Raw genomic sequence first — 11,766 nt, 5'->3', positions numbered from 1 at the left:
CGGAGGCCTCTCGCAATCTTGCACCGGAAGGTCTCAGGCGGCGTTTTTGTCCTTGCTCCCATACCCCAGCATGGCCGACAGGTTTCTCGACTCCTCCTGCAACAGTTTTGTGATCTGCTTCAAGCGCTCCGCACCCAGCCTCACTTCGGGTCCGAAGACGCCGATCGAACCCGCCACGGCCGCATTTCTGTCAAAGAACGGCACCGCAACGGCCACTGCCCCGGGGATCAGTTCGCTGTGGCTGCTCGCCCAACCGCGCTTGCGCGTGCGGGCCAGTTCCACTTCGAGCTCCTTGGCGTTGATCCCGGTCCCCTTCGCATAGGAACTCAGCTCCTCCGAAGTGGCCCCCATGTACGCCAGGATCGCCCGGCCCGTGGCGCCACGCACGATCCGTTCCGTGTAGCCAACGCCGCGCTTGAAATTGAGCGGTTGCGGGCTCGGCAGCTCCGCCACGCACAGCCGCAACTCGCGCTGCGGCAGGAACATCGCCACCGTCTCCCCCGTGGCTCGCCAGATTCGCCGCAGGACCGGTTCCGCCACGGCAGCCAGGTCGAGGCTGGACGTCCAGACGTGGGCCAGACGCGCGACCGAGGCTCCCAGGCGAAATCGCTGCGGCTCCCCCACGGAAATCAGGAACCCGTGCTCCTGCAGCGTGTACAGGAGCCGGTAGAGCGTGGGCCGGGACAGGTCCACGCGCTTGAGCAACTCGGATGCTGAAAGCTCGAAATCCTGAGCGGTGAAAGCCAGCAGGATTTCCAGCGCGCGCCCGACGGCGCGCACGTTTTCATTCTTGTCGGTGGTAGCCACAACAACTCCTCTCGATGATGGCGGTTCCCGCCTATTGTCCGCCATACGGACAGGGTCCTGCGGACCACGCCGACGACCAGTGCGGTACGTGCACCGCAGCTGGCAACGGCACCGTCGATGCCGCATCGATAAAGTTTGTTTATGAATCGTCGCAGAGGTTTCATTTTCCTGTTGCCGATGCACTGCCTCTAATCAGGGTTCTCTTCTCCCTCCATTTGGAACAGCGCATGACCAAGAACATCGAGACTCGAGTACTGATTGTCGGGGCCGGGCCGGTTGGCCTGACGCTAGCCATCGATTTGGCTCAGCGAGGCATTTGCGTCCTCGTTGCGGAAACGCGGCACCGCGGCGAGCCACCCAGTGTCAAGTGCAATCACGTGTCGGCCCGCACGATGGAGATCTTCCGTCGCCTCGGTATCTCGAAGGCGATGCGCGAAGCCGGCCTTCCAGCGGATCATGCCAACGACGTGTCGTACCGCACCACCTTCACGGGCCAGGAGTTGTCCCGGATCCACATCCCCGCCAGGGCAACCCGGTACAGCGACAAGAGCGGACCCGACGGATGGTGGCCCACACCGGAGCCTCCGCACCGGATCAACCAGATCTATCTCGAGCCCGTTCTCTTCGCCCATGCGGCAGCGACTCGCGGCCTGACCGTTCTCAACCGCATCCGTATCGACGGCTTCAGCCAGGACGACGACGGTGTGAGCGCCAAAGGCATCGACATCGACACCGGCGAAGAGGTTCGGATCTCCAGCCTGTACATGATCGGCTGCGACGGCGGCCGCTCCGCTGTGCGCAAGGCCATCGGCGCCAAGCTCTCCGGCACGGATGTCGTAGGGCGCGTGCAGTCCACCTATTTCCGGGCGCCTGATCTCCTCTCACGTGCAGAGTGCGCTCCGGCATGGGCCACGTTCTCTCTCAATCCTCGGCGCAGCGGCAACGTGTACGCCATAGATGGGCGCGAGACGTTCCTGTTGCACAACTATCTGCGTTCCGACGAACCCGACTTCGAATCCGTCGATCGCGACTGGGCGATCCGCACCATCCTGGGCGTCAGCGACGACTTCGAGTACGAGATCCTCTCCAAGGAGGATTGGATCGGGCGCCGCCTGGTTGCCGACCGGTTCCGCGATCGCCGGGTCTTCATCTGCGGTGACGCATCCCATCTATGGATACCGATGGCCGGCTATGGCATGAACGCGGGCATCGCAGACGCAATGAATTTGTCATGGCAACTTGCCGCGCACTTGAATGGCTGGGGTGGTGAAGGCGTACTGGCCGCTTATGAAGCGGAGCGCCAGCCGATCACCGAGCAAGTCTCCAAGCTCGCCATGGACCACGCACTGGCACTGCAGAAAGAACGCGAAGGCGTGCCGGCGGGCATCGAGGAGCCGGGCCCGGCGGGCGAGGCGGCCCGCAAGCTCGCCGGGCAGGCACTCTACGACCTTAACGTGAAGCAGTACTGTTGCGGCGGTCTGAACTTCGGCTACTTCTACGATGCCTCGCCGCTGATCGCCTATGACGGTGAATCGGCCCCTGCTTATGCGATGGACGCGTTCACGCCATCCACGGTTCCTGGTTGCCGCATCCCCCACCTCTGGCTGGCCGATGGCCGCTCACTCTACGATGCGATGGGTCCTGAGTACACGCTGCTGCGATTCGATCGGGCAGTGGACGTCGGCCCGCTGGAGCGCGCTGCAGCGCTCAGGGGCGTCCCGTTGGCGGTGCTGGATGTGGAGGCGGAGGATGTGCCAAGCGCCTACCGCAACGCGCTCGTGCTGTCGAGGCCGGATCAGCACGTCGCTTGGCGCGGCGACTGCCTTCCCGACGATTCGCTGGCGCTCGTCGACCGACTGCGCGGTTGCTTCTTCGGCGAGACTGCTCTTTGAAGAAGCGCTGGCGCCGCTGAAGACCCCCCACCTCGCCGGGTGTGGTTCGCTACAGGTTTTGCTTTCGGAGGACGAGCTCCTGCAGGCTTGCGGCCGCAGGCGGCAGAGTGCGGTCCCGCTTGAAGATGAAGGCCGTGTTCCGCTCCACTTGTGGGCGAAGAATGCGGCGCGTTTTCAGGCTGTCGTTTCGGGAGGCCACCACGATTGAACCGGGCACCACAGCGACACCGAGGCCTCCGGCAGCGAGCGCGATCGCCGTCGTGAGCAAAGACACCTCGTTTGCGATCCGCAGCTCCACGCCCGCCTCAAATGCTGCGCGATCAATTCTCCTGCGCACACCGTATCCCGGCTTGACCGCGATGACGGGGTAGGCGCTCAGTTGTTTCCATGTCAGGGGCTTCTCGGTTGGAAAATACCTCGGCGTTGCCACGGCCACAAGTGAGTCATGGAGAAAGACTTGCTCCACCAGACCGGGGATGGCCGCCTCCAGCGTTCCAATACCGCAGTCAACACGTTCGCTGAGGATTCGCTCGACGAACTCGCCGGGGGCGCAATCATCGATGAGCAGTTGTACGTCCGGATGAACCGCGGCGTACGCCTGCAAGAGGGATGGCAGAAGCGTCTGCGCGACCGTGGAGGTCGCGGCAATGCGAAGTCGGCCTCGTCTGCTTCCGGAGTAGTCGGCCATCGACCTTCCCAGGGATTCGAGTTCCGCCAGCGTACGTAAGGCGTAGCCATAAGCCTCCACCGCCGCCTCCGTGCGGCGCAGGGAGCGGGTCGAGCGGTCGAAAAGACGCACCCCGAGGCGATCTTCCATTTCGCGGAGCAGAACGGTGACGGCCGGTTGCGTCACTGAAAGTATCTCGGCCGCAGCCGATACATGGCCACTTTGATAGACCGCGACGAACGCGCGCAGCTGCCGCACCGAAGGCAATCCGCGCAGCGACAAGGGTTCTTTATGGATCATCTCTCGATTGAAACCTCACGGGGGCTCGTGCGCACCTGGCGGTCTGCATGTTTTCGTTTCAGCCACAGCAGCTTGTCTTGAGGATGGTACTTCTCGCCTTTGTCCGTCACGCGGACACTTTGCACAGACCGGTGTAAGTCCATACAATGGATGCCATGTCCACCTCACGGACACAAATAAAGGAGACTGTTCTATGAGTTCGATCGTTCCGGTCACGCTGCTGTTTTCCGACGGCGTCGCACACCGACTGGACGTGCCGTGCGGCAAGAAGATCGTCGAAGCTGCCAGCGAGGCTGGACTGAATCTTCTGACCGACTGCTCCAACGGTCAGTGCGGAACCTGCACCGCCCAGTTGCTTTCGGGCACGGTGGAAATGGAGGACTACGACACGGCCGTCCTGCCCGACGACGACCGAGACGCCGGCACCGTCCTTCCCTGTGTCTGCCGTGTCACCAGTGCGTGCGCGGTGGAGTTTCCCTACGAGTCGGCCGAGGCTCTCTCAGAAGAGCCCGCCCCGATCGACGGGGAGGTCACTGCGGTGCGCCAGGTCGCCAGCGAGACCATGCTGCTGGAGGTTTCGATCCCGGATGGCATCCAGTTCGAGCCCGGACAGTACGTGCGGATTCATCCCGAAGGCTCGGACTTTCATCGGTCGTATTCCATGGCCAACGTACCCGGGAGCAACTGCCTGGAGTTCTTCATCCGGCTCGTGCCGGACGGAGCGTTCTCGAACTGGCTGGCCGGCGCCAAGGCAGGCGACAAGGTGGAGTTGAGCGTTCCCCATGGCACCTTCTTCCTGCGTGACGAAGAACGCCCTCGCCTCTTTGTCGCCGGTGGCACTGGCGTAGCTCCGTTCCTGTCGATGCTGCGCAGCATGGGTGACAAGGCCCGGGCGCAACCCACCACGCTGCTGATCGGCGCACGCACGCCCGGCCACCTGTTTGCGCTCGAGGAACTCGAAGCCCTTCGCCTGGCCTTGCCGCATGTCCAGGTAAGGCTTGCAGTCGAGCAGGATGCGAACCCCGATTGCCATCAAGGCTACGCGACCGATCTGATCGCCGCTCTTGGCCTGGATCCCACCACCCGTGTCTACCTCTGCGGCCCACCGCCGATGGTTGAAGCCGGCCGCAAGGCTGCAGAAGCGGCAGGCCTGCCGCGCCAGGACGTCCTGTGCGAACGATTTGCCTGATTTTCCCGCCCGCGCTCACCCCCTAACCGAGATAACCCATGATCCCGATCACCACCGAATCCCGCTACAACGCGATGATCAACCTGCGCAAGGGCGAGATCAGCCGCGAGATCTTTTCCGACAAGGAGATCTTCCAGGAAGAACTGGAGAAGGTCTTCACCCGCGCATGGCTCTTCGTCGGCCACGAAAGCCAGGTCCCCAATCCCGGCGACTTCTTCACTTCGCGCATGGGCGCCGAGTCGGTGATCCTGGCCCGCGACAAGAAGAAGAAAGTCCACGTCTTCCTGAACTCGTGCCGCCATCGCGGCATGAAGGTGTGCCAGTACGACCACGGCAACACCACGCTTTTCACCTGCCCCTACCACAGCTGGAGCTACACCACCGAGGGCAAGCTGTTCGGCGTGCCGCAGTTCAAGAACCTCTATGAGGGCTGCCTGGATAAGGAGGAATGGTCGCTCATCGAGGTGCCCAAGATGGAGACCTACAAAGGCACCGTGTGGGCGTCCTGGGACAAGGATGCACCGGACCTTATGACCTATCTGGGCGATGCCAAGATGCACCTGGACCTAGCGCTGGATTGCCGCGACGGTCGTGAGGGCGGCTCCGAGGTCATCTTCGGCGTGCACAAGTGGATCATCCCGTGCAATTGGAAATTCGCCGCGGAGAACTTCCTTGGCGACACCTATCACAACGTGAGCCACCGCTCCGTGGACCTGATCGGCATCGGCCCCTCCGCCGAATCCGGCGCCAAGGGCCGTCGTGACAATGAACTCGAAAAGGCCAAGCACCTCTGGGTGAACTTTCCCGCGGGCCACGGCGTGCACAGCGCCATCATGCCGGAGACCTGGGAGTTCCTCGACACCTACCAAAACAATCCGATCGTCGCCGAATACTTCCGCGAAGCCCACGCCAAGCGCAAGGAGCGGCTCGGCGCCGAGCAGCACCGGCTCGTGCCGTTCGTCGGCACGATCTACCCGAACGTCTCCTTCCATGGCAACCAGCCGCGCAACCTGTGCGTGTGGCATCCGCACGGCCCCGAGTCCACCGAAGCCTGGCGCTTTTTCCTCGTCGATGCGGATGCCCCTCAAGAGGTCAAGGACTTCCTGCGGTCCTACTACATGCGCTACTCCGGCCCGGCGGGCATGACCGAGCAGGACGACATGGAAAACTGGAACTACGCCACCGCCGGCAGCCGCGGCGTCATTGCCAAGCGCTACCCCTACAACTACGCGCAGTCGCTCGGCAAGGTCGAAGCGGGTGGTCCCGTCGCGGGCAATGTCAGCCTGCAGGTGAGCGAAGAGAACCCTCGGCAGTTCTACCGCCGCTGGCGCGACTACATGAACAGCGCCGACTGGGACACGCTCCTGGGCCGCAAGGACAAGGAGCCGGCGAGCTTCGCCGCCTGATCATGGGTGTCGTCATCGTCACAGGTGGAACCTTCGGCCTGGGCCAGTCGATCACGGTCGAGCTGGCTCGGCGGGGGCACAAGGTCGTGGCCTTTGGTCTCGCGCAGCCGCAGGTTTCCAGCACGGCCGAGGGCTTCGACAGCCTCTTGGCCGAACTGAAGAGCGCGGGCTGCACCGCCGATGTCCTCGAAGCAGACGTCTCGAATGCTGCTGACGTCGAGCGCGTCATCGATCACACCATCAAAAAGCACGGGGCAATCAACGGACTGGTCAACAACGCGGCGATCGGTCCGCTGGGGACGATTATCAGCACCGACGAATCGACCTTCGACCGCATCGTCGACGTGAACCTCAAAGGCACCTACCTCATGTCGCGGGCCGCCTTGCCCCACATGGTTCGCGCTGGGGGCGGATCGATCGTCAACATCGGCTCCGGCGCAGGCTGGGGCAAGCCGAACATGGCGATCTACAGCGCCAGCAAGGGAGCGATCGTCGCCTTGAGCACCGCCATGGCCTACGACCACTTCCACGAACACGTGCGCGTCAACGTCGCCATTCCGGGCGGGGGCGGGATCGTCTCGGGCATGAGCGTCGGCCGCATGGGCGGCGATGTCTCTGCCTTCAAGAGCAAACCGGCGCCTGGCACGGTCGCAGGACGGCCGGCCAACGGGCGCGACCTCGCCAATGCCGTTGCATTCCTGCTTTCCGACGACGCCGCCACGATCTCGGGGACCGTCATCGATGTCGGCTGCTTCGCCCACCAGGGCGGGCCCATTCCCTCCACGCACTGAGCCCAACACCAGGAGAAATCATGTCTGAACTCGCAGAACCGGTGGTCGAACATGTCGCCCGCCTTCCGCGCGACGCGAAGTATTACGAAGTCAAGCGCGAAATCGAGGAGTTCCTCTACGACGAGGCGAATCTTCTCGATGACCGGCATTTCAAGGAATGGGTGGACACCCTCGCCGATGACCTCGAGTACTTCATGCCGATGGAATACAACGTGAAGGCGGGCGAACACGCGCGCCGCGAGCTCACCACCCGTGAGAAGCAGATGAGCTGGTTCAACGAGGGCAAGTGGACCCTGACCAAGCGCGCCGAGCAGATCCTTACGGGCGTGCACTGGGCGGAAGAGCCGCTGTCGCGCGTGAGCCGCCTCGTGAGCAATGTGCAGCTCACGGCCATGCAGGCCAATGACGAGGGCGATCTCGAGGTCGATGTGTCGAGCCGCTTCCTCACCTACCAGAACCGCTGCGAGTACGAGCAGTACTTCTTCGTCGGCGATCGCAAGGATCGCATCCGCAGAACGGCCGACGGCTGGAAGCTCGCGCGCCGGGAAATCCGCATCCACCAGAACGTACTTCTGGCAAAGAACCTCAGCATCTTTTTCTAACAAGGTCGCGCCATGCTCAATCTCATCAATGTCCAGGTCGGGCAAACCATCCGCCTAAAGAACGGCGCGGTAGCCGAAGTCATCGAGAACATCGGCGACGGCATCTGGCTGCAGTTGCGCGACCCCGAAAGCGGTGAAGAGGAACTCGTCCACTGCGAAGAGATGCTGGAGCTGGTCGAACAGCCGGCCAACTAGCCCCTCCAGCCCCACCTGAACGCGACGGCCGCCACGCGGCCAGCGGAGCCTTGATCTTGAATCCCCACGACTACCACTTCGACTTTGCACCGTATCGCCTGACAGGCACGGTGTACGGCACCTTGCTCAACGATCGGCATGCGCTGGCGGCAATGGGCGAAAGCGTCGACGAGCCGCCGTACAAGGGCGCACCAAAGGCGCCCGTGCTGTACGTCAAGCCCCGGAACACCTTCCGCCCATCGGGCGCCAGGGTTGTCACCTCGCAAGCGATCCCCCAGTGGGAAGTTGGAGGGTCGCTGGCGCTGGTGATCGGTCGCACCGCCTGCCGCGTCTCCATCGGCGACGCACTCGACCATGTCGCCGGCTACACCGTGGCTGCGGACCTGAGTGTGCCCCACGAAAGCTTCTACAGGCCCTCGATCCGGTTCAAGGCCAGAGACGGATCCTTGATCGTAGCCGATGAGGTCATCGCGCAAAAGGCCGTCGCCAACCCTGGCGCTCTAACCTTGCGCACCTATCTGGATGGCGAGCTCGTCCAGGAGTCCTCGCTGAGCAGCATGATCCGCCCGGCGGCCCAGCTGCTCGCAGACGTCACGGACTTTATGACCCTATCCCCCGGCGACATGCTTCTGCTCGGTGTGCCGCACGGTGCTCCCCGCGCTCGCAAGGGACAACAGGCCTCTGTCGAGATCCGCGGCGTCGCCACAGTGCACGCCAGCTTCTTCGGAGACGAGCGATGAAGCGCGCACGCGTTGCCTATGCAGGCGCCATTCACGAAGCAGTGCCTCATCCTCGGGGACTGCAACTAGCCGATGGGCGTGTCGTCGCTGAAGACGCCGTGGTGTGGTTGCCGCCGTTCGAGGTCGGCACCATTGTCGCCCTGGGCCTGAACTATGCCGACCACGCCAAGGAGCTGTCCTTCGGAGCGCAGGAGGAGCCGCTGGCCTTCTTGAAAGGCCCCGGCGGCGTCATCGGTCACCGTGGCGTGACACGCCGCCCGGCTGGCGCGACGTTCATGCACTACGAGTGCGAACTGGCCGTCGTCATCGGCAAGGAAGCCCGCAAGGTGCGACGCGAGACCGCCATGGAGCATGTGGCCGGCTACACCGTGGCCAATGACTACGCGATTCGCGACTACCTCGAGAACTGGTACCGCCCCAACCTGCGCGTGAAGAACCGCGACGGAGGAACGGTCCTGGGCCCCTGGTTCGTGGATGCCGCCGATGTCGGCGAGGAGGTGGCGATGCAGCTGCGGACGCTGGTCAACGGCCAAGTGACCCAGGAGGGCAACACTCGTGACTTCGTGTTCGACATTCCCTATCTCATCGAATACCTGAGCGCGTTCATGACGCTCTCCCCTGGCGACGTCATCCTGACCGGCACGCCGGAGGGTGTGGTTGACGTCAAGACAGGCGATGAAGTGGTCTGTGAGATCGAAGGCATTGGCCGGCTGGTGAACACCATCGCGGGCGATGAAATTTTCGGGCGCTAGCTCGACCCTGGCAATCAACATTGGAACAAAGACATGCGAATCGACCACCTGATCGACGGCAAGCCCATCCCCGGCATCGACTACTTCGAAACCGTCAACCCTGCCACCCAGGAAGTGCTGGCCGAAGTCGCGTCGGGCGGCGAGGCCGAAGTCAACGCCGCCGTGGCGGCCGCGAAGGAAGCCTTTCCGAAATGGGCCGGCCTGCCCGCGACCGAGCGCGCGAAGCTTGTCCGCAAGCTCGGCGACCTGATCGCGAAGCACGTGCCCGAGATCGCGCAAACCGAGACCAACGACTGCGGCCAGGTCATCGCGCAAACGGGCAAGCAGCTCATTCCGCGCGCAGCCGACAACTTTTATTACTTCGCCGAGATGTGCACGCGGGTGGACGGCCACACCTACCCCACGCCCACGCACCTGAACTACACGCTGTTCCATCCGGTGGGCGTGTGCGCGCTCATCAGCCCGTGGAACGTGCCCTTCATGACCGCCACCTGGAAGGTCGCGCCCTGCCTGGCCTTCGGCAACACCGCGGTGCTGAAGATGAGCGAGCTCTCGCCGCTCACGGCCGCGCGCCTGGGCGAGCTGGCGCTCGAAGCCGGCATTCCGCCCGGGGTGCTGAACCTCGTGCACGGCTACGGCAAGGAAGCGGGCGAACCGCTGGTGGCGCACCCCGACGTGCGCGCCATCTCGTTCACCGGCTCCACCGCCACCGGCAACCGCATCGTGAAGAGCGCGGGCCTCAAGAAGTTCAGCATGGAACTCGGCGGCAAGAGCCCGTTCGTGATCTTCGCAGACGCCGACCTCGACCGCGCGCTCGACGCGGCCGTGTTCATGATCTTCAGCAACAACGGCGAGCGCTGCACGGCCGGCTCACGCATCCTGGTGCAGCAGTCGATCTACGCCGACTTCGCCGCCAGGTTCGCCGAGCGCGCGAAGCGCATCACGGTCGGCGACCCGCTCGACGACAAGACCATCGTCGGCCCGATGATCTCGCAGGCCCACCTGGCCAAGGTGCGCAGCTACATCGAGCTGGGCCCGAAGGAAGGCGCGACGCTGCTGTGCGGCGGCCTCGAGGTGCCGGGACTGCCCGATCGCGTGAAGAAGGGCAACTACGTGGCGCCCACCGTCTTCGCCGATGTCGACAACCGCATGAAGATCGCGCAGGACGAAATCTTCGGCCCGGTGGCCTGCCTGATCGCGTTCAAGGACGAGGCCGATGCGATCCGCCTCGCCAACGACATCCCCTACGGCCTCAGCAGCTACGTGTGGACCGAGAACATCGGCAAAGCACACCGCGTGGCGGCCGCCGTGGAAGCCGGCATGTGCTTCGTCAACAGCCAAAACGTTCGCGACCTGCGCCAACCCTTCGGCGGCACCAAGGCCTCGGGCACGGGACGCGAAGGCGGCACCTGGAGCTATGAAGTGTTCTGCGAACCGAAGAACGTGGCAGTGTCGCTGGGTTCGCACCACATTCCGCATTGGGGAGCCTGACCATGGGCACGCTCGCACTCGCCGCCAAGATCACGCACGTGCCGTCGCTCTATTTGAGTGAACTGGACGGTCCGCGCAAAGGCAGCCGGCAGTCCGCCATCGACGGCCTGAAGGAGATCGGCCGGCGCTGCCGCGAACTGGGCGTAGACACCATCGTGGTGTTCGACACCCACTGGCTGGTCAATGCCAGCTATCACATCAACTGCGGCCCGCACTTCCAGGGCGTCTACACCAGCAACGAACTGCCGCACTTCATCAGCAACATGCCCTACGAGATTCCGGGAAATCCTGTGCTCGGAAGGCTGCTTGCAAAATCGTGCAACGAGTGGGGCGTGGAGACGCTGGCGCACGATGCCACCACGCTGGGTCCGGAGTACGGCACCCTGGTTCCCATGCGCTACATGAATGAAGACTTGCACTTCAAGGCAATCTGCGTCTCGGCTCTGTGCACCAGCCACTACCTCAATGACAGTGCGCGCCTGGGCTGGGCCATGCGCCGCGCAGTAGAGGACCACTATGACGGTACAGTGGTCTTCCTCGCCAGCGGCTCACTGTCGCACCGCTTCGCGCAGAACGGGCTGGCTCCGCAGTTCGCCGACCGCGTCTGGAGCCCGCTGCTCGAGCGCATGGACCACGACGTGGTGAAGATGTGGGAGAACGGCGAGTGGACCGACTTCTGCACCATGCTGCCAGAGTACGCCGTCAAAGGCCACGGCGAGGGCTTCATGCACGACACGGCCATGCTGCTGGGCGCGCTGGGCTGGTCGGCCTATGACGGCAAAGCGGAGATCGTCACGCCCTACTTCGGATCTTCCGCAACCGGACAGATCAACGCAGTGTTTCCCGTAACACCACAAGACGGCCACGCCATCCCCAAGGCCCAAGCGTCCAGTGCCGAAGGCTTCCAGGCCGTTTCTCGCCTCTGACCCCGCCA

General features: G+C 63.6%; 12 protein-coding genes. 10 read left to right on the top strand and 2 right to left on the bottom strand.

Annotated elements, in window-relative coordinates; translation table 11 throughout:
- Window positions 1-33 precede the first annotated feature (33 nt).
- Complete coding sequence (locus tag ACEN9N_RS06205) at window positions 34-807, bottom strand: IclR family transcriptional regulator (protein WP_495655630.1); 774 nt, start codon at window positions 805-807, stop codon at window positions 34-36.
- Between the two features lie 227 nt (window positions 808-1,034).
- On the opposite strand from ACEN9N_RS06205, the gene ACEN9N_RS06200 reads away from it, so the two are divergent.
- Complete coding sequence (locus tag ACEN9N_RS06200) at window positions 1,035-2,699, top strand: FAD-dependent oxidoreductase (RefSeq protein ID WP_495655629.1); 1,665 nt, start codon at window positions 1,035-1,037, stop codon at window positions 2,697-2,699.
- Between the two features lie 49 nt (window positions 2,700-2,748).
- Here the strand turns inward: ACEN9N_RS06200 and ACEN9N_RS06195 are convergent, their stop codons facing one another.
- Entirely contained in the window at window positions 2,749-3,666 is a 918-nt protein-coding gene (locus ACEN9N_RS06195) for a LysR family transcriptional regulator (protein WP_495655628.1), read from the bottom strand.
- 193 nt (window positions 3,667-3,859) lie between these two features.
- On the opposite strand from ACEN9N_RS06195, the gene ACEN9N_RS06190 reads away from it, so the two are divergent.
- Genes ACEN9N_RS06190 through hpaD form a run of 9 tightly spaced genes read left to right on the top strand, consistent with a single transcriptional unit; the run spans window position 3,860 to window position 11,758 of the window.
- Window positions 3,860-4,855 carry a 2Fe-2S iron-sulfur cluster-binding protein gene (locus ACEN9N_RS06190; protein WP_495655627.1) on the top strand — a complete coding sequence of 332 codons (996 nt, stop codon included), beginning with the start codon at window positions 3,860-3,862 and terminating at the stop codon, window positions 4,853-4,855.
- A 38-nt stretch (window positions 4,856-4,893) separates the two neighbouring features.
- A complete protein-coding gene (locus tag ACEN9N_RS06185) occupies window positions 4,894-6,261 on the top strand; it encodes an aromatic ring-hydroxylating oxygenase subunit alpha (protein ID WP_495655626.1) in 1,368 nt (455 codons plus the stop codon).
- 2 nt (window positions 6,262-6,263) lie between these two features.
- Window positions 6,264-7,052: an SDR family NAD(P)-dependent oxidoreductase gene (locus ACEN9N_RS06180; protein ID WP_495655625.1), complete on the top strand. Its 789-nt coding sequence runs from the start codon at window positions 6,264-6,266 to the stop codon at window positions 7,050-7,052.
- Window positions 7,053-7,072: 20 nt separating this feature from the next.
- Window positions 7,073-7,654, top strand: coding sequence for a 3-phenylpropionate/cinnamic acid dioxygenase subunit beta (locus tag ACEN9N_RS06175; RefSeq protein ID WP_495655624.1), 582 nt, complete (start codon window positions 7,073-7,075; stop codon window positions 7,652-7,654).
- A gap of 12 nt (window positions 7,655-7,666) precedes the next feature.
- The gene (locus ACEN9N_RS06170; protein WP_495655623.1) at window positions 7,667-7,849 is read left to right on the top strand and encodes a hypothetical protein; all 183 of its coding nucleotides are present in this window, start codon (window positions 7,667-7,669) and stop codon (window positions 7,847-7,849) included.
- A 56-nt stretch (window positions 7,850-7,905) separates the two neighbouring features.
- The gene (locus ACEN9N_RS06165) at window positions 7,906-8,589 is read left to right on the top strand and encodes a fumarylacetoacetate hydrolase family protein (protein ID WP_495655622.1); all 684 of its coding nucleotides are present in this window, start codon (window positions 7,906-7,908) and stop codon (window positions 8,587-8,589) included.
- The gene (locus tag ACEN9N_RS06160) at window positions 8,586-9,341 is read left to right on the top strand and encodes a fumarylacetoacetate hydrolase family protein (RefSeq protein WP_495655621.1); all 756 of its coding nucleotides are present in this window, start codon (window positions 8,586-8,588) and stop codon (window positions 9,339-9,341) included. The genes ACEN9N_RS06165 and ACEN9N_RS06160 overlap by 4 nt, the downstream gene beginning before the upstream one ends.
- Window positions 9,342-9,374: 33 nt before the next feature.
- Complete coding sequence (gene hpaE, locus ACEN9N_RS06155; RefSeq protein WP_495655620.1) at window positions 9,375-10,832, top strand: 5-carboxymethyl-2-hydroxymuconate semialdehyde dehydrogenase; 1,458 nt, start codon at window positions 9,375-9,377, stop codon at window positions 10,830-10,832.
- 2 nt (window positions 10,833-10,834) lie between these two features.
- Complete coding sequence (gene hpaD, locus ACEN9N_RS06150) at window positions 10,835-11,758, top strand: 3,4-dihydroxyphenylacetate 2,3-dioxygenase (protein WP_495655619.1); 924 nt, start codon at window positions 10,835-10,837, stop codon at window positions 11,756-11,758.
- Window positions 11,759-11,766: the final 8 nt, after the last annotated feature.

It is taken from the genome of Variovorax sp. Varisp46 (assembly GCF_059491885.1).
The sequence above is the reverse complement of the archived record's forward strand: the minus strand, read 5'-3'. Positions and strand labels throughout refer to the sequence as shown.